This is a genomic window from Mitsuaria sp. MSU3D, from assembly GCF_056867975.1.
The window spans coordinates 2,227,002-2,244,642 of sequence record NZ_CP200314.1 but is presented as its reverse complement, the minus strand read 5'-3'; the positions used below and the strand labels follow the sequence as shown (position 1 = coordinate 2,244,642).

Below are 17,641 nucleotides of genomic sequence, written 5' to 3'. Positions count from 1 at the left end.
GTCGGAGGGAAGTCCGGGCGGCGGCGTCATCCGCCGATCAGCACGGTCGGCAGGCCGATCGCGATGTTGCCGCCGTGCGCGGTGGGGTCGCCGACGCGCGCCGCCGGCTTGTTGCCGATCAGCACCGTGGTGGAGCCCATCACGATCGCGTCCGGCGGGCCGACGCAGGTCGCGTTGTCGCCCAGCACGGCGGCGGGCAGCGAGCCGATGAGCACCGTCGGCACGCCGGGCCCGATGACCGGGCCGCCCACGTGCGGGATCGGCGGCAGGCCGGGCGTGACCATGGGGCAGACATGCAGGTCGGTGAGTCGGGCGGCGGGCGGCATGGCGTGTCCTTCCTCAATTGATCATGACCATCGCGCCCTTGACCACGGTCTGACCCGAGGCCGAGAGTTCCGCAGAGGCGTTGCCCTTGGCGGAGAAGGCGATCTGCGCCTCGTTGTTCACGTTCATGCCGGCGGTCTTCACGTCGGCCTTGGACGTGATCGACACCGCGCCGACGGCGTCCAGCTTGATCTGGCCCTTGGCGGTGACGGTGATGTCCTTGGGGCTGTCCAGCGCGATGCCGGAGGGACCGAGCTCGACCGTGTTGCCGTTCTGGTCCGCGAGCAGGATGGACTTGTCCTTGTCGCTCAGCACGATGCGGTTGTTGCCCGGCGTGGTGACGGTGATGACCTTGTCCTTCTCGTCGAACTCGAGCTTGTGCTTGCAGCGCGTGACGAAGGCCTTGGTGTCGTTGGGCGCGGCCAGCGCATAGGGCGGCGTGCGGCTGCTGCTGTAGAGGCTGCCCAGGATGACCGGGTGCGAGGGGTCGCCGGCGAAGTAGCCCAGCACGACCTCGTCGCCGACCTCCGGCAGGAAGAATGCGCCGAAGCCGCTGCTGGCGTGCGACTGCAGCAGCCGCGCCCAGACGCCTTCGGTCTCGGCCTGCAGCACGGGGACCTTGACCTGGATGCGCTGCTCCCCGGCCGGGTCGGCGTCGAGCTTCATCACCACGCCGACCTGCAGGCCCGGCACGGGCGGCAGCAGGCCGGCCGCCGGCAGCGCCGGCACGTCGGGCCGCGCGCTGAACCAGTCGGGATCGAGGCCGAAGTCCGCCTCGGTCGTCCACGCGCCGTCCTCGATGTGGTGGCGCAGCCCGGTGATGAAGACCGTGCCGCTGAAGCGCTTGCCCACGCCCTGCAGGTCGATGAGCCCGCCGACCTTGGCCTTGGCGCTGCCCTGGAAGCTCAGGTGGCCGCGCAGGCGCGCCAGGCCCGACTTGAGCTGCTGCGCCTTGGCCCACTGCGTCAGCATGTCGCGCGACTGCGGCGCGCCGGCCTGCAGCCGGAAGCTCGCCAGGCCGATGACCTCCGACAGCGTGCTGGTGTCGAGGTCGCCCTGCACCGGCAGCGTGGCGGGATCGGCGGCGGTGCCTTCCAGCGCGGCCTGCGCCTTGGGGTCCCAGGACACCGCCATCGCGCTGCCGTACTGGTGCCGCGCGTCGACGTCGCCCTCGAACGAGATCAGGTCGACGCCGTAGGTGACCGACAACGCCGCTTCGCCGCCGGCCTTGGGCGCGGCGACGGCCAGCGCGCCGTCGTTGACGAGGACCAGCATGCCGTTGGCGTCGGCCCGCGTCAGCAGGAAGTCCCAGTCGCTGCAGAAGTGCTGCACCAGCTCGGGATGCGTGATCGTGGTCGCCTCGACGTCGGCGGACAGGCCGTGCGCGCCGGCCAGCGTGCTCATGATGTCGCTGTCGAGCTGGTCGATGTAGTTCACGTTGCGCCGGCCCACCGTCATCTTCACCGCCTTGTCGCGGCAGTCGACGACCAGGCGCGCGTCGTTGTCGCCCTCGACCCGCAGGCCGTGGCGCACGACCAGGCCTTCGAAGATCGTCTCCTCCTGCCGGCCGTAGCCGGCCTGCACGGTGAGCGCGGCGCCGGGCTTGAAGTGGGCCGCGTCGCTGAGCGGGAACTCGCGGTCCGGCATGTCGCCGTCGTTGAAGACGAGCCGCGCGCTGGGCACGGTGTTGGCGGCGCGGCGCACGGTCACCGACATGAGGTCGGCGCTTTCGGGCAGGCGCTCGCCGTCGACGAGCACGCTGAGCGTGACGACGCCGACGGTGTCCTGGAGCGGGGAGACGCCGGGCATGTCACTTCCCCACCGGTGGAAACTTCAGCACCGTCCCGGGCGGGATGGCGCGGAAGTCGTTCAGGCCGTTGTAGCGGGCGACCTTCATGAAGGCGGAGGAGTCGCCGTAGATCTTCTCGCAGAGCGCGCCCAACGAATCGCCTTGCTTCATCTTCACCGTCTGCGTCAGGTCGGAGGTGCTGGCGCGGCTGGTGACGCGGCGCTCCTCCTCCTTGCTCATCGCGCCGACGAAGGCCAGGTCCACCTTCGCGCGCAGCGGATCGCCGCCCGGCTTGAACAGCGTGTACTGCGCCTTCAGCGACTCCAGCCGGCCGAAGAAGATCAGCGTGCCCCACAGCACGCGGACGTAGGGCGGCTCGGTGCGCAGGTCGATGTACTCGTACACGACCTTGTTGAGCTGGGCGAGCTGGCCCTTCACGTCCGTCGGCTGGCCCGGCACGGGCGGGACCACGCCGGTGCTGTCCAGCACGATGGAGAAATTGACGCGCTCGTCGTCGATGGCGCTGAACTTCGGCTCCACGCCCGGCGAGCCCTGCGACTTGGTCTTGTCGTAGCGGATGCCGAAGCTGTGGCTGAACTCGGACGGGTTGATCTGCGCCTGGAAGGTGACGTCCTTGTCCAGCTCGACCGTGCCGGTCTTGCTGAGGTTGTAGCGCGTCAGCAGCAGCCGGGTCAGCTGCGGCGAGGCGGACATCGACGATGACGACTTCGATGAGGACGACGACGAAGTCGAGGACGACGAAGCGGTGGCGGGCGCCGGCATCTCAACGCTCCCGCTGCGCGCGCAGCCGGTCGGCCAGCCAGGCGCGGCATTCGGCGAGCAGCTGCTCGCGCAGCCGCTGCAGGTCCCGCTGGGCGATCGCGGGCGCGGGCGGCGCCGGTGCGGGCGTCACTTGCGAGCGGATCAGCAGTTGTCTGACTTCGATGCTCATGGTCTTTCTCGATCGGGGGTCAGGTCTTGATCCCGGGGCGGTCGTGGTCGTCCTGCCGTGCCGTCACACCAGGCGGCTCGATCCGGCGTAGGCCAGCTCGACGCGTTCGATGGCGACCTCGTTGCGGGTGGACTGGAAGGCCTCGACCGACCACTTCACCGGATACGCGTTCCGCACCGACCACACCCGCAGCGGACCGCCGTCCTGGTCGAGCAGGAAGACGTGCAGCAGCTGCGGCACGATGGGCTGCGCGAAGCCGCCTTCCAGCACCTCCTGGCACCACTGCAGCAGGCCCGACTCCATCGTCGCGACGCCGCGCGAGAGCACCAGCTTCGGATGCTTGGCCGGCTTGGGCAGCTGGTGGACGAAGGTGTTCTGTCCGCCTTCGACCACCGTCTCCGTGTCCAGCTCCGGCCCCAGGCCCGTGACCTCGCGGAAGGCGTTGTCGCTGTTCCTGCCGGCCGACCCGAAGGTCACCGCGAAGCGGAAGGCCGGCGGCGGGTAGAGCATCTCCGCCCGCAGCGCGGCCGAGGCCGACGCGGTGCCGGGCCCCGCCGCGCCGGCCGCCGCGGACGGCCGCTTCGCCGCCGCCGGCGTCGGGCTCACCCGCGCCGACGGACGGGCCGCGGGCGGCAGCGGCGGCGCGGGCGGGACCGGCGGCATCAGGCGTTGGCGATGACGAGGCCTTCGTGCGCGATCACGATGGTCTCGATCGCCACCTCGTTGCCGGTGGACTTCAGGTCGGTGCTGGTGATCTTGGTCGGCCAGGCGTTGGCCAGCGTCCAGACCATCGTGGGCTTGCCGGCCTCGTCCAGGAGACTGATGGTCACCGGCTTGCGCTTGATGGTGTTCATCTTGATCTCGTTGAACCAGTCCCAGAACTTGTTGTCGCCCTTGAAGACGCCTTTCTTCATCGTGACGTCGCTGTACTTCTTCATGCCCGGCATCTTGAGCACCGAGAACGCGGGGCTGTCCCCGTGCCGGTACTCGATGGGCTGGGCTTCCACGTCCAGGCCGGAGACCTCCTGGAAGGACATCACCGCCGAGTCCCACTTCACTTCGAAACGGAACTTGGGGAGGGGCCACACCGTGCCCGATTGCGCTGATCCGTCGTCTGCCATTGCCTGCCTCCACGAGGGTTATGAGGTCGAAAATTGAAGGTGCGCGCGATACGGCGCCGAGATCCGGGGACGCCCGCGATGCCGATGGCATCGGGGACGCGCGGCATCACGACTTCTGCATCTGCTGCTGGAAGGTGATCTCGATGAACTCGGCCGGGCGGCTGATGGCGACCAGGACGGTCACGCGCAGGATGCCCTCGAGGATGTCCTCGGCGGTCATCGTCTCGCCCAGGCCGACGTGGACGCTGAAGGCGTCGTCGGGGACCGCGCCGGCCAGGCCGCCGCGCTTCCAGATCCCGGTGAGGAAGCTGGAGATCATGCTCTTGATGGTCACCCAGGTATTGGCCACGTTGGGCTCGAACACCATCGCCTTGGACGCCAGCCGGCAGGACTCCTCCAGCATGATCATCGTGCGGCGCACGTTGATGTAGCGCCAGTCCAGGCTGTTGCCGTCCAGCGTGCGGGCGCCCCAGACGAGCACGCCCTCGCCGATGAAGGACCGGATCGCGTTGATCGACTTGCCCTGCGTCGTGACGTTGAGGTCTTCCTGGTCCTCGTGCGAGATGGTCACCTCGGGCGACACCACGCCGTTGAGGCTGACGTTGGCGGGCGCCTTCCAGACGCCGCGGCTGTTGTCGACCATCGTGTACACGCCGGCCATCGCGGCGGAGGGCGGCAGCAGGTTGAGCCGGTTGCGCGCCTCGGTCATCACGGTGTTGTAGAGCGGGCTCATCGAGACCAGGCTCTTGTGCAGCAGCGACTTGTGCGTCTCCACCGCGACGGCGAGCGCGGCGGGCGTGAGCGCCTTCTGCTTCTCGAGGTCGGACTTGGTGGAGGTGTTGACCAGGTCGGTGACGTACTTGGTCCAGTCCTCGTCGGTCTTGAGGATGTCGGCCACGGCCTGCGTCTGCTGCGCGGCGCGCGGGGGCATCGCGGGGTCGACGGCGTCGGGCAGCGACAGCTCCTTGCGCAGCAGCTGGGCCAGCAGCGCCGGGTTGGCGATGCGGGTGTAGTCCAGGTCCTTGTCCTGCACGACGGTGGTGTTGACCCACGGGTAGTAGGCCGCGGCGAAGTCCAGGAAGTTGACGCCCAGGTCGTTGCGGAAGCCCTCGATCGGATCGCCGCCCGGGTCCTTGCGGTCCAGGTAGCCGTTCCAGACGTCGAGGAGGGCGATGCGGTTGCGCATGCGGCCGCCGCAGTGCTGCAGCATGGCCTGCTGGACCGCGACGCAGTCGGCGCGCTTGAGCAGCACCGCGTCGGGGATGACCAGCATGGTCGGTTCCTGCTCCTTGATCAGCGTGTCGATGCCGTCGGTGAGCGCCTGCGCCTCGACCAGGCCGCCGTAGTTGCCCACGGAGACGACGTAGCAGGGCCCGCCGCCGTTCTGGAAGAAGTGGACCATGCCGTGGTACAGCAGGAAGCGGCCGCCTTCGGCGCCGTCGGCCTGGGTCAGGGCGTAGTCCTTGTCGTCGCCGCGGAAGTCGGAGCGCGTGTTGGGCGGCGCCTCGGCGATGGTCAGGTGGGGGTCGGGGCCGTGGCCGAAGTAGGTGTGGTACTCCGCCATCGAGCTGATGCGCCAGGGCTTGTTCAGCAGCGACTTGCCGCCGTTCTCGGCCCGGCGGGTGTAGCCGACGAAGGCGGGCACCGCGGTGGCCACCTCGACGACCGAATTGGGAAACGCATTCTTCTCGACGATATAGACACCGGGTGTCTTCATAGCCATGGCGGCCTCCTCTGCGGGTTAGCGATGCACGTGGATCTCGGAGACGATCGCCGGTTGGCCGTCGATCATTTCGCGGGCGAGCAGTTGCGCCGCTGCCGTGGGCAGGCGGCGGATCAGCACCTTGTCGTTGCCTGCGCCCGCCTCGATGCGGCTGCGCAGCTGGAATCGGCGCGGCGAGCGCTGCGCCAGCGGCACGCGGCCGCGGGACCGGATCGCCAGCATCGGCGTGCCGTCGTCCAGGCGCTCCAGCGCGGGCGCGGTGAAATCGGTCTCGCCGGCCAGGTCGACGACGGCGAGCGCGGGCTCGGTCCAGTCGCCGAGCAGGCAGTACTTCCAGACCGTGGCGCGCGGCGCCAGCGGCCAGCGGTGGCGCACCGGCCAGGCCGCGGGATCGCGCGAGGGGCCTTGCGCCGGCAGATGTGCCAGCGACAGGTGCAGCAGCGCGAAGGGCGGCAGGCGACGGTCGCGCTGAGTCAGCAGCGGCTGGCATTCGGGCGCGTCGATCGCTCTTGGCGATGCATCGAGGACGACCGAGGGATCGCCGTCCGATCGGCCCGGCTCGACCCACAGCAACTCGCGTGGCCGGTCGGCGGCGTCCTCGGTGCCGCAGGCGAAGTCGTCGTCGGTGGCGAACACGCACCAGCTCAACGCGGCGTCCTCGGCATCGGCGCGCAGATGCTCGACCGCTTCGGCCGGGCCGTCGATGCGGAGCGATCCGCCGTCGGCCCGCACCAGCGCGTCGGCGCGGCGCAGCCGCTCGGCGGTGGATCCGGCGGGGACGAAGCGCAGCCCGCGGCAGCGGCCGTCGGCGTAGTAGCCGTGGTCGACGTCCACCTGCAGCAACGGGAAGTAGGGGCCCCTGTGACTCATGCCGTGCTCCCGCCCGTTCAGCCGTGGACACCGACCGCCGGCGTGCGCACCGGCGGCAGTTGCGCGTCGGGCTTGCGGGCGTCGATGGTGAGGAGCCGCACGCGGTAGAGCACCGACGGCACGTAGCGGCCGCCCAGCACGCCCCACAGCGTGGACAGGTCGTGCAGGGTGAGCGGCTCGATGTTCAGCGTGAGCTTGTCGATGCGCGGGTCCAGGCCGGGCGAGTTCTGCGGATCGAGCACCGGCGTGGCCTGGAAGCAGGCGATGGTGCTGGAGACCAGCTTGAGCGCCTCCGGATAGGTGCTGCCGCCGTAGTTCGCCGCGAACATCACCAGCAGGTTCAACTGGACCGGTGGGGCGGAGCGCGCCATCCGGTCGCCGCTGGCCAGCGTGTGCGCCGGCATGCCGGGGACGGCGTCGCGTTCCAGGTTGACCAGGAAGGCGCAGAGCCGATGCGCCGCGCCGGCCGCCGGGGCGCCGTCCGCTTCATGCAGCGCGGTCACGGCGACGAGGTCCTCCGCCGACTGGTGCGAGCGGCGCAGCACGGCGTTCAGGTGGCCGGCGATGTGGAGGAGGGCGGCGTCGATCATGGTGGGCCGGTGGGTTGAGGCTGCGGGTGAGGGCGCGGATGAAGGAGCGGGTGAAGGGGCGGCGAGGCGGTGGCGAAGGGGCGAGTGGGGGAACGGCTGGAGGTGCGGAGGCACCGGGCTGTCGATGCGTTGAACGATAGGAGCGCGCGCCCTCGCGTCCCATCCGACGGATGCCGATGTTGAGGGCCGGGTTTGCGGAGATTCGGCTCGGACCGCCGCACTGGCGGATCGCGGTTGCGGCGCAAGCGCGCGTTGTCCCCTGTCAAGCTGTCAACCCTTTCGGGGTGGACATGCACACGTGCGGGGCCGCCGCTCCTAGACTCCGCGCTCACGGTCCGAAGAGGCCGGGCTCAGGAGGTGAAGCAATGGATCCGAGGACCGAGGAGGGTCCGCCGCCCGCGACGTCCGCTCGCGGGATGAAGGCGGGCGAGCCGCTGAGCTTCCTGCTCGGCGACTGGATCGTCGACGTGCCCACGCGCCGGCTGCGTCGCGATGACGAGACCGTGACGCTGGAGCCGCGTCCGATGGCGGTGCTGGCCGCGCTGTGCCGTCATCCGGGCGAGGTGGTGTCCGCCGAGGCGCTGCTGCAGGACTGCTGGCCGGAGGCCACGACGCTCGGGGACAACCCGGTGCACAAGGTGGTGGCCGGCCTGCGCCGGGCGCTCGGCGACAGCGCCACCTCGCCGCGTTATCTGGAGACCATCCGCAAGCAGGGCTACCGGCTGGTGGCGCCGATCGGCGTGCTGTCGGCGGAAGGGCCGCGCAGCCACGCCGGCGGGTGGCGCGGGCTGTCGCCGTTCCGCGGGCTGGAGCCGTTCGACGCGGCACATGCGAGCGTGTTCTTCGGCCGCGACGATGCCGTCGCGGCGCTGCACCTGCGTCTGACACGGCAATGGCGCTCGGGCCACCCGCTGGTGGTGCTGCTGGGGCCGAGCGGCTCGGGCAAGACCTCACTGGTGCAGGCGGGCCTGGTGCCGGCGTTGACGCGAGGGGCTTCGGGGTCGACCTCGACCTCGACCTCGGGCTCGGGCTCGACGCCGTTGGTCGGCGTTGCGCCGGATACCGGCCTGGGCGGCTCCAGCGGCCCGTTGCTGCGCGTCAGCGCGGCGGCGCTGGTGGACCTCGGCGCGTTGGGCGGGTTGGACGCCTGGGCCGGGGTGGCCGGTGCGATGCTGGACTGGGAATGCCAGGGCGTGCCGCTGCTGTCCGGCTACAGCATCGACACGCTGGCCGCGGATCTGCGCGAGGCACCGGGCGAGGTGCTGCGGCAGCTCGAGATCGGGCTGGACGCCACGCGCGCGCTGCGCAGCGGCGCGCAGGCCCCGCCGCTGCTGGTGCTGGACCGGCTGGAGGCGATCTTCCAGGACGACGACGGGCATCTCCGCGCGTGGCTCGCGATGCTCGACCGCCTGGTGACCAGCGCGCGGATGGTCGTGCTGGCGATCTGCCGCAATGACTTCTATGCCGCGCTGGCCCGCTGGCCGTCGCTGATGCGCGGCAAGGAGGACGGCGCCCACCTGGACCTGGCGCCGCCCGACGCGCGCGCGATCGCGCAGATGATCCGCCTTCCGGCGCGCGCCGCGGGCCTGAGCTACGGTGCCGACGAGAGCGGCCTCAACCGCCTCGACGACCGGCTGTGCATCGACGCGATGCAGGCGGCAGATGCCTTGCCGCTGCTGCAGTACACGCTGCAGCAGCTCTACCTGCACCGCGCGCCGGGGGACGTGCTGACGTGGTCGGCCTACGAGGACCTCGGCGGCCTGGAAGGCGCGATCGGGCGCCGTGCGGAGGCGTTGCTCGGCGAGCTGCCGGCGGCCCAGCAGGAGGCGTTGCCGCGGCTGCTGCCCCGGCTCGTCACGCTGGGCGGCGAGGAGGCGTCGCCGACCAGCCGCTGGATCGCCGCGTCCGAGCTGACGGACCCGCAGGAACAGGCGTTGGTGCGTGCCTTCGTCGATGCGCGACTGCTGGTGGCGGACCTGGCCGGCGGCAACGCAGGCTTGAACGCAGGCACGAACGGGGCGATCAACGGAGGGTTGAGCGGAGGGGCAAGCGCAGGCGTGAGCGGCTACCGCGTCGCGCACGAAGCGCTGCTGCGACGCTGGCCCCGCGTGACGTCGTGGGTCGCGCAGCACCGCGCGTCGCTGGCCGCGCGCGACGAACTGCGGCCGTGGGTCGCGCGCTGGATCGAGGCGGACCGGGCCGGCCCGCTGCTGATGCCGCGCGGCTCGACGCTGTGGACGGCGGCGCGCGCGCTGGCGGAGGCGCCGCAGCTGTTCGGCGATGAGGAGCGGGATTTCATCGAGCGCTCGCAGCGGCGCCTGCGCCGCCAGCGCTGGGGTCTGGGCGCGGCGAGCACGGGCGCCTTCCTGCTGGCCGGCATCGCGGGCATCGCCGCGATCGGCTATGCGCGGCAGGCCGAGGTCGCGGCGGAACGCCAGCGCCAGAGCCGGCAACTGGCGTCCTTCATGCTGGGCGAGCTGGCGGACAAGCTGCGGCCGATGGGGCAGCTCGACGTGCTCAGCCGCATCGGCGAGCAGGGCGTGAAGCTGCTGGCGCCGGCCGAGGGCGGCCGCGAGACCCCCGCCGACGCGCTGCAGCGCGCCCGGGCGCTGGTGGTGATCGGCGAGGTCAACAGCAGCCGCGGACAGGGTCGCACCGACATCGCGATCGATGCGCTGCAGGCGGCGCGGCGGCTGCTGGCGCCGCTGTCGCTGGCCGCGCAGCAGGATCCCGCCGCCTACTACAAGACATTGGGCGCCGCGTCGTTCTGGCTCGGCCAGATCGCCTACGACGCCGGTGACTTCGACACGGCTTCGCAGGAGATGACGCGTTACCGGCAGGCGTCGCAGACCTGGCGCCAGGTCTTGCCCGACGACGCGGACGCGCCGGTCGAACTCGCGTTCGCGGTGAACAGCCTGGGCTCCATCGCGGTCCGGCGCGCGGCCTGGGACGAGGCGCAGCGCTGGTTCGAGCAGGCGCTCGCGATGAAGCTGGCGACGCTGGCGCTGAAGCCGGAGAACGCGGAAGCGCAGGAGTCGGTGGCGAGCTCGCGCATCTGGCTCGGGCGGGTCGCGTATGTCCGGGGCAATCCGGTGGAGGCGCTGGCGCTGTTCGATCTGGCCCGGCAACCGCTGGCGACGCTGGCGGCGCGCTCGCCCGACGCGCTCGTGCGCCAGCGCGATCTGGCGACGGTGGAGGCGCGGCGCGGCGATGCGTTGTGGGCGATGGGCCGTGTCCACGAAGGACTCGCGGTGATGAGCGCGGCCGTGGAGCTCCTGCGCGATGTGGAGCGCCGCGATGCCAGCAACCGCTACTGGTCGGCGGACCGGCTGCATGCGCAGGCCAGCCTCCTGCTGCTGCAGACGGACGCGGGGATGGCGGTGCGCGAAGCGCTGGACGCGCTCCGCGGCCAGGTGCCCGCGCGGCCCGACGCGGAGCCGAGCCGCGAATTCATGCGCCGCGAGGTGCTGGCGCGATTGGCGGTCGCCGAGACGATGCTGGCGGCGCGCGGTGGCGCGCGCGAGGACTTCCAACGGCTGCATGCGGCGGCCGGTGACGAGGTGCAGTCGCTGCTCGCGCTGGCGCCGCGGCATTGGCAGACCCTCGAGCTGAAGGCGCGGCTCGGGCTGATGGCGCTGGCGATGCCCGAGGCGCACGGACCCCGCGACGGCCTTCGCGACGGCGCGCGAGACGGAGCGCGAGTCGGCGCCATGACCGGCTCGCGAGGCGTCTGCCTGCAACTGCGCGACGGTCTGGGCTCGGCGGTGATGGCCGGGCAGGGCGGCCTCGTGCTGGAGGCCTGGCTCGCGGCCCGGCGCTGCCTGGGCGAGGCGGCGGCCGACACCGAGGCGGCGGCGCGCCTGCGCGCGGGCGGCTACGCGCCGAGCCGGATCACGACGTCCGCACTTCCTTCGACCCCCATGTCGACCCCCACTTCAACCCCCGCTTCAACCTCAACGACGACAAGGAAACCTGTGTCATGACTGATTTCGCAATGATCGATGAATCGACGGCCGGCGTGCCCCTCGACACCCCGGGCGTGGCGACGTTCTACGTGGTGCCGTGGACCCTGGAGACGGTCAATCACAGCAGCGGGAAGACGACCCTCGTGGCGTGCCGCTACTACGACGACCAGTGGAACCAGATCGAAAGCGGCACGCCGATGCAGAGCGGCGCGCCCTTCTTCCAGCTGGCGCAACGCGCCACGACGCAAGGCGGGAACGAGAAGCCCCCGGCGGAGCTGGACCTCACGCTGGTCTCCGCGGTGGCCAAGACGCTGAACTCGGCGTGCAACCTCAACAACAGCTTCATCGCGACCGGCAAGCCGAAGGCGACCTCGCTGATCATCCCGGTGATGCCGGACACGAAGCGCGGCGTCATCCTGGTGTTCCGCTCGCCGTCGGACGGCGACAAGGTGGACTTCCTGGTCGCGACCTCGGATCCGGAGATCAAGAACGGGAGCAATTGACGGCGAGAACGGCGCGTAGGCTTGTCTCGGCTCCGGCACTGACCGGACGCGTCTCGCCCTGTGTCCGCTAGAGTCAACCTCATCCACTGACTCTCGGTTGGCCTGCCCATGGACCGTGCTTCCGCACTCGCGTACTTTCGTTCGCTGTCTGAAGGCGACCTTGCCGCATTCATTCACGAGACGGCTCTCCCTCTACGGTAAGGCGACCTGAGGGAATGCCTGTCGATCTATACGCTCGCAAGTGTGTTCTACGTCGATCAGGTGGCGGATGATCGCTATCCACCTGTCATCCGAGTGGTGGCACGGTCGGTCGAAGGACTGACCACCGGCGACCTCGATCAATCGGGTACTTGCAATGTGTGCAGCCTGGAGGTGGCGAGCAACGCGAAGCTCGCCCGGTGCCCGCTCTGTGAATCAATGCCGGTGAGGATTGGCGGCAGCCTACGAAGCCGTAGTCGCCCACATCCGTCGGCTCGACGAAAGCCGGCGGATTCTCGACGCCCTTCAGGTTCGCCAGCGTCTCTCGGTGCTCCGCCTTCGCCTTACTCGGCCTGGCCGACCCACTGGAACGCGAAGCCGATGCCGTGGCAGTTCCGGCAGCACGTGACGACGTACTCCATGAGCTCGCGTGGATCTGCCAGCACGATGTTGCTCAGCTGCTCCAGCAGCGTCTCGCGCGTCATTTAGAGGCGATCGCTCGTCTTCTTGCGCGCTGCAGCGATCCGTTCCTCAACCAGAGGATTGGCAAGGAGCCGCCCTGATTCGACGCGGGCCGTCGTCATCTTCAAGCCAGGGTGCGATCGAACGTAGGCCTGTGCGCCGTTTAAGTCGATCAGGTACTCCTCGATGAAGCGCTTGACCTCCGTGGCGGTGGACACGGTTTTCGCCGCCGCGGGCTTGCGCGGGGCCTTCCTGACAGGCGCCTTCTTCGCCGCGCCTTTGGCGGGCTTAGCGGTCGTCATCGCGGTCGTGCTGCTGCTGGCGCTCCGATCGGCCACGTTGCGCCTGGCTGCCGCGGCGGTCCTGCACCTGCTTCAGGACCTGCTCGTAGATGTTCGGCGTGGGGGTATCGGTGCTCATGCACATGCGCGTTGGGCATGCGTGCATTGCAAGTGCGAAAGGTCGAAAGTCAACCCGTCCAGAATGACAAACCCCGGCACTTGGCCGGACTGGTGGGAATGGCCGGCGCTGATCTCGGCACAAGGTGGGGCGGCGTTTTTCATTGCAGGCGGCGATCCACCTTAGGAGCCCTGTCCACGCTGGTTCGCGTCCATACCCCACGCATCAGCCTACGCATTCACTCCCATGTGATTCATGGCTGTCGTCACTCGCGCGGGTACGGCTCCAGCGGATCCTTGTTCGGTCGGCCCGGCGAGCTCGGCACGTAGCTGCCGCGCTTCCAGAAGCCATTGAGCCAGACGATGAAGCCGACGGTCGCGACCACCGCGAAAGCGGCGACCACCAGGTCGGCCGTCGCGTAGCCGGTGACGGTCTTCGCCTCGGGCGACTGGTCGGCGGTCGCGGTCGACGCGGCGAAGACCGGCGGATCCGTGGCGGCGTGCACCGCCGACGAACTCATGAAGGCGGCCGCGGCGAGGGCGAAGGCCATCAGCGGACCCAGGATCAACGAACGTTTGGACAACATGGTGCTTCTCAACGACTGCCGTTGCTGGCGGCGGTATCCCTCACCTTGGCGGGAGGAGTCCATCGCAGTCGTCGTTTCGTCGAAGTCAACCCGTGCAGAATGGGGCAGTGGGAGGAACCTATGCCAGATCAAATTCCATTTCGCGAATTCGTCCACCAGATTCCAGACGCCGGAGCTCGTCGGCTGACGTCCTCGATGTTGGAGGCCGCGTTTAACGCGATGGCAGCACGACACAGGCACTACGTCGGCGAGGCGCTCGCGCCGGAGCTGTTCGTGATCGATATGGATGAACAGATTGGCGGCGCATCGATTTTCGGCCAGTGTGGGATCACGCTCGGCTTGATGACCCGCGCATGCACCTACAGGCCGTCGAATGACTGGCCGTCAGACTTCGGCGACTACCCAACACCCCAGGGGCCAATGCACGCGTACGTGCCGATCGTTTGGGCGGCGCTTCATGAGTATCACCACGCCCTGCGCAGACATTCGGATGTGTTGATCAGGCTAGGGCCAACCACCGCGACCACGAAGGCGACCGAGATGGACGCTGATCTTTGCGCAGTTGCCGCTGTCTACCGGATGTTCAAGGTCGGCGAACCGGATCTTGGCGATCTTCGCTTGCGGATGTTGATCCTGTACTTCATCCACGAGTTCATGGTGGAAGTTCCCTTCCATCCAGATAGCCTTTCGCATCCCACGCACGCAACGCGGATGAGGCTTATCGCCGACAAGCTCGCGCAAGTAGCGGAGGATCCGGATCCGAACGGAACTGTAGCCGACGAACGCCTTGAATGGCCTGAAACGATAGCTCGCCTCGAAGTGCTTCGACCCTTTGTGGGAACTCTCCTTCAGCGTTCCGCCACCGATTCGACCGACTCTTCCGTTGAACGTGCGGAGATCAATCAGGCGTGGCAGGACATACGGGGTGACGTCAGGGACGAATCGGGCACGAAGGCGTGAAGGAGCCCGCTCGCTAGTTCCCCGCCGGGCACGGGGCATGAGAAGGCCCCGCTTGCCGGCGAGCTCGATCGCCGTCGCATCAATTCACCTGACAGGACACATCCGACTAGCCGTAGTGCTCCCGCCCTCTTCATCATGCCCCTGGGTGGGGACCCTCCGGATAAAAGGATGGGTCCTATTTCAAGGCAGAAGCGGCACAAGTCAACCCGTGCGTTTTTTCGGGCGTAGCGCGTGCAGTGCTTCGTCGGCTTCGGCGTTGAAGAGCACCCTGCCCATACCCAGCGCAGTAAGGGCACTTCGGTCGATGAGCGAGTTCAACAGCGCTCCCCGCACAAGGCCGCTGTTGGCGCTAATCGTCTCGCGCTCCGCGTCACATTGCTCCGCGAGGGAGTGCCACCTAGTCCGATCGATGTATTGATCAAGATCAGCCAGTTCCCAGTTCAGCGGCACGTCGTGCGGAACCACAACCCACATTTTCTCGCCAACCCTTCCCAGGGCTTCCGCGCAGATTTGCAGGCTCGTGAGCGTGCCTCCAAAGGAAACAAGCAGGGTTATGTGCCGTCCTGTCAGGCGGTGACAGGAGACCATCCTCCGGCGAATCTCATTGCGCGCATTGATGAATGCGGCCACGTCCGCCAAAACTACCCGAAGCTTGTTTAGGCGGTTTACACGATCGTGTGGAGGAATTCGTTCCAATTGGTCAACCGCATCCACCACTTGCTCGATCCAGATGGACATGTTCATCAACGCTTCTGTTGCTATTGCGTAGAAGTCGTCGATCTCGTCAGCGATAGCATGGAGGCGCGTGAGGCGGGCCTGCTGGATCCAAACAGCTTGAGCAGTACGAAACGCGATGAAGAACCCGAGGACAGTGATAAGCGCGGTGGCGACACCCGTCTGAGTCTCCCCCGAAAGCTCTGAGAACCAAACTAACAATTCGCCGCCAGAGAATGGCCGCACAGTGGTGAACGAGGCAACTGCCCAGTACATCAACGTTGACATGATCAATAGTCCCAGCAGCGTCCCCGTGAGCGCTGCCGTGATTGCAAATGTCGGCAGGAGGACGTAATTTGTCCATCGAAAGAGCCGAGGCGGCATTCGCTGAAGCAGTGAGGCGATCATCCAGGCATTCTATGGACACATGACGGGAGGTTTTATCCACGCTGGCCAGTCTCCCTGCTTTATCAGCAGCAACACCGATTTGCGATGCGCTACCTCCCAGATGCCCCGCCGCTCCTCGCCCGTCAGTCCTGAGCCCTGGTCGATCGCGTGGTGGCAAATCGAGCACTGGCTGGCGCCGCGCGTGTCGCATGCCTTGATGCTCTTCCCCTTGCCGTGCTCCGCCCTGTTGCTGTGGGCGCAGCAGACCGTGCCGTCGTCGCGGCCCTAGTTCTGGTATGGGATCTGGCGATAGACCTCGCGCAGCTTCTTGCTGCGGACGTGGGCAGTCTTCGTGGCCGCTTCCGCCGCTGCGATGATGGGCTGGCCAACCAGGAACCGCTCCGGCCGGGACAGTTGCATCGGCAGTCGCTCGGCGCGCGCGGTGATCACTGTGGGCTCGCGCTTGAAGTTGGCTGCTTCATCGGCGCCGAGCGCTTCAGGGTGCTGGTGCGGATCACTGATCGAGTGCACTTGAGGCGATCTCAAGCGGACCGAGTCGCCTTCGTTCTTGAACGGGTAGCGAGGTCGTCCACGTCCAATGTCTTGAACTGCGCGACAGGGACTCGATTTGTGTCGAACGCGGCGTCGGTCTCCCGCCAAAGACCGTTCGATCCATCGTTTGGGGGTTCAAGGAGGGGCGTCTGCACCGGCTCAGCTTCCCAGCGCCACTTGCTTGAGTGACACCGACAACTCGTATTCAAAGAGGGACACGGACGGCACTTCGGAGCACGCGATTCGCAGGTCTTCGCTGATCTCCTTGGCCACGATGATTCCTCGCACCGGTTGACCCGCATCTGCATGGTGGCGCTTGATCCAACCGACATATCGGAGGATTTGCCCCACGACACGGTCATACCCCTTGGACACCTTGAGCTCGATCACGACGTACCCGAGGCCATCCGTGGCGAGAATGTCAATGAACCGCCCGCCAGCAGGGAACTCGATGCCGCGGATGCCTTCGTCCTCATAGAGACGCAGCGATGGGTCAATGAGATGGAGGTTGCGGGCAAGATAGTCCCGCAGGTCATGCTCGTAGGCGAACTCCGACGTTGCTTCGACCCCTGTGAGCGTCGGCCCGACCTCGTCGGTGACTGGAGCGCCTTCGCGGAGGGGCGTCGGGTCTTCTGCGGGCCGATAGAGGCGGAAGGTGCGGCTGTCGATCTTGAAGAACCGGTCGTCCGACCCGTCTGCCTTCGCGCTGTACTGCAGGCGCGATGGCGCATTGGTCGAGAGCCGGATCAAGTGGGCAGTGACAGTCCCCTCCTTGACGTTGGGGTAGTGCTCCTTGAACCACTTGATTGCCTGTTCGCGCGTAAACGTATCGTCCGGGCCCAGCCCCATTGAAGTTGCCATGTCCTGCATGAGCAGACGGACGGGCTTTGCATTCAGGGTTGCCATGCAGGTATCTCCAGGTCGCGTTTCAGCGCCATTCAGGATGAACTTTGGCGACGATGGTTGAACGAGGTAGCCGATGTGGCTAGTTCATCCGCAGATCGTCGACGGTCTGATCGAAGCCATCCAGCTCCGGATCGTCACCCGTCTTGCCGCCCACGCTCATCATGATCAGCATGGCCCCGAACGCGTATTTCGGATGTCTGCACATGGCGACCCTGGTCTTGGCCATCATCGGCTTCTCACTGGTCAGCGAAGGACGGGCGACGCCCTCGACGCACAGGTACCGCCGCTTCCTGGCGGGCAGGATCTCCAGGCGGCCGCCGTCGATGGAGTCCGGCAGGACGCGCATGCCACTGGACGCCTCCTCGAGTTCCCGGATCATTTGCTCTCTCGTTTCGGAGGGCTTGATGGTGATGGCCGTCAGCTGGATGTTCCAGGACCTGAAGCGTTCCTGGTCTTGCCATTGGTAGGACAGGGAGGTCTGGGTTGAGTCACGCAGCTTCCACTCCGGCCCTGCGGGGATCGTGCTGGAGAACAGATCCCGCTTCACGGGAACGCGCCCTGCGGGCTGCGCATTGGCCGTCAGTGCTGCTGTCAACAGCAACAGGGACGTGACAAGACGCTTCGTCGTATGAGCCATGTC

Annotated in this window: 20 protein-coding genes; 3 read left to right on the top strand and 17 right to left on the bottom strand. The window is 67.8% G+C overall.

The features are described 5' to 3' along the window. Nucleotides 1–26: 26 nt before the first annotated feature. The 9 genes from AC1VNM_RS09780 to AC1VNM_RS09740 form a co-directional block, all read right to left on the bottom strand. On the bottom strand, nt 27–326 hold the full coding sequence (locus AC1VNM_RS09780; protein ID WP_377154458.1) for a PAAR domain-containing protein: 300 nt from the start codon (nt 324–326) through the stop codon (nt 27–29). Nucleotides 327–339: 13 nt separating this feature from the next. Then, nucleotides 340–2,133: a type VI secretion system tip protein VgrG gene (gene vgrG / locus AC1VNM_RS09775; protein WP_483106777.1), complete on the bottom strand. Its 1,794-nt coding sequence runs from the start codon at nt 2,131–2,133 to the stop codon at nt 340–342. A gap of 1 nt (nt 2,134) precedes the next feature. Continuing rightward, nucleotides 2,135–2,827, bottom strand: coding sequence for a CIS tube protein (locus tag AC1VNM_RS09770; RefSeq protein WP_483106776.1), 693 nt, complete (start codon nt 2,825–2,827; stop codon nt 2,135–2,137). 70 nt (nt 2,828–2,897) lie between these two features. Further along, the gene (locus AC1VNM_RS09765; protein ID WP_297526290.1) at nt 2,898–3,065 is read right to left on the bottom strand and encodes a DUF5908 family protein; all 168 of its coding nucleotides are present in this window, start codon (nt 3,063–3,065) and stop codon (nt 2,898–2,900) included. A 63-nt stretch (nt 3,066–3,128) separates the two neighbouring features. Beyond that, nucleotides 3,129–3,728, bottom strand: a complete 600-nt coding sequence (locus tag AC1VNM_RS09760; protein ID WP_377154465.1) for a phage tail protein — start codon at nt 3,726–3,728, stop codon at nt 3,129–3,131. Further along, nucleotides 3,728–4,186 (bottom strand): phage tail protein, encoded by a 459-nt coding sequence (locus tag AC1VNM_RS09755; protein WP_431104049.1) that lies wholly within the window; start codon nt 4,184–4,186, stop codon nt 3,728–3,730. Before AC1VNM_RS09755 ends, AC1VNM_RS09760 begins: the two co-directional genes overlap by 1 nt. 106 nt (nt 4,187–4,292) lie before the next feature. Beyond that, complete coding sequence (locus AC1VNM_RS09750) at nt 4,293–5,909, bottom strand: phage tail sheath family protein (protein WP_483106775.1); 1,617 nt, start codon at nt 5,907–5,909, stop codon at nt 4,293–4,295. 18 nt (nt 5,910–5,927) lie between these two features. Continuing rightward, entirely contained in the window at nt 5,928–6,779 is an 852-nt protein-coding gene (locus AC1VNM_RS09745; protein ID WP_483106774.1) for a hypothetical protein, read from the bottom strand. Between the two features lie 17 nt (nt 6,780–6,796). Continuing rightward, nucleotides 6,797–7,369 carry a Pvc16 family protein gene (locus AC1VNM_RS09740; protein ID WP_483106773.1) on the bottom strand — a complete coding sequence of 191 codons (573 nt, stop codon included), beginning with the start codon at nt 7,367–7,369 and terminating at the stop codon, nt 6,797–6,799. A gap of 365 nt (nt 7,370–7,734) precedes the next feature. Here AC1VNM_RS09740 and AC1VNM_RS09735 point away from each other — a divergent pair, with 365 nt between their 5' ends. Both AC1VNM_RS09735 and AC1VNM_RS09730 read left to right on the top strand, forming a co-directional pair. Further along, a complete protein-coding gene (locus AC1VNM_RS09735) occupies nt 7,735–11,352 on the top strand; it encodes an nSTAND1 domain-containing NTPase (RefSeq protein WP_483106772.1) in 3,618 nt (1,205 codons plus the stop codon). Continuing rightward, entirely contained in the window at nt 11,349–11,837 is a 489-nt protein-coding gene (locus AC1VNM_RS09730) for a hypothetical protein (protein WP_483106771.1), read from the top strand. The genes AC1VNM_RS09735 and AC1VNM_RS09730 overlap by 4 nt, the downstream gene beginning before the upstream one ends. A gap of 542 nt (nt 11,838–12,379) precedes the next feature. Here the strand turns inward: AC1VNM_RS09730 and AC1VNM_RS09725 are convergent. The 4 genes from AC1VNM_RS09725 to AC1VNM_RS09710 form a co-directional block, all read right to left on the bottom strand. Then, complete coding sequence (locus AC1VNM_RS09725; RefSeq protein WP_483106770.1) at nt 12,380–12,520, bottom strand: hypothetical protein; 141 nt, start codon at nt 12,518–12,520, stop codon at nt 12,380–12,382. After that, entirely contained in the window at nt 12,521–12,799 is a 279-nt protein-coding gene (locus AC1VNM_RS09720) for a terminase small subunit (RefSeq protein ID WP_483106769.1), read from the bottom strand. After that, nucleotides 12,786–12,917: a hypothetical protein gene (locus AC1VNM_RS09715; RefSeq protein ID WP_483106768.1), complete on the bottom strand. Its 132-nt coding sequence runs from the start codon at nt 12,915–12,917 to the stop codon at nt 12,786–12,788. Before AC1VNM_RS09715 ends, AC1VNM_RS09720 begins: the two co-directional genes overlap by 14 nt. Before the next feature lie 244 nt (nt 12,918–13,161). Continuing rightward, entirely contained in the window at nt 13,162–13,482 is a 321-nt protein-coding gene (locus AC1VNM_RS09710; protein WP_483106767.1) for a hypothetical protein, read from the bottom strand. 120 nt (nt 13,483–13,602) lie between these two features. On the opposite strand from AC1VNM_RS09710, the gene AC1VNM_RS09705 reads away from it, so the two are divergent. Further along, a complete protein-coding gene (locus tag AC1VNM_RS09705) occupies nt 13,603–14,442 on the top strand; it encodes a hypothetical protein (protein ID WP_483106766.1) in 840 nt (279 codons plus the stop codon). Nucleotides 14,443–14,643: 201 nt separating this feature from the next. On the opposite strand, the gene AC1VNM_RS09700 is transcribed toward AC1VNM_RS09705, so the two are convergent. From AC1VNM_RS09700 to AC1VNM_RS09685, 4 genes are all read right to left on the bottom strand, one after another. After that, entirely contained in the window at nt 14,644–15,564 is a 921-nt protein-coding gene (locus AC1VNM_RS09700; protein ID WP_483106765.1) for a hypothetical protein, read from the bottom strand. Between the two features lie 264 nt (nt 15,565–15,828). Beyond that, the gene (locus tag AC1VNM_RS09695) at nt 15,829–16,074 is read right to left on the bottom strand and encodes a hypothetical protein (RefSeq protein WP_483106764.1); all 246 of its coding nucleotides are present in this window, start codon (nt 16,072–16,074) and stop codon (nt 15,829–15,831) included. 180 nt (nt 16,075–16,254) lie between these two features. Next, complete coding sequence (locus AC1VNM_RS09690; RefSeq protein ID WP_483106763.1) at nt 16,255–17,001, bottom strand: endonuclease NucS domain-containing protein; 747 nt, start codon at nt 16,999–17,001, stop codon at nt 16,255–16,257. A 79-nt stretch (nt 17,002–17,080) separates the two neighbouring features. After that, nucleotides 17,081–17,638: a hypothetical protein gene (locus AC1VNM_RS09685; RefSeq protein WP_483106762.1), complete on the bottom strand. Its 558-nt coding sequence runs from the start codon at nt 17,636–17,638 to the stop codon at nt 17,081–17,083. Between the last annotated feature and the right edge of the window lie 3 nt (nt 17,639–17,641).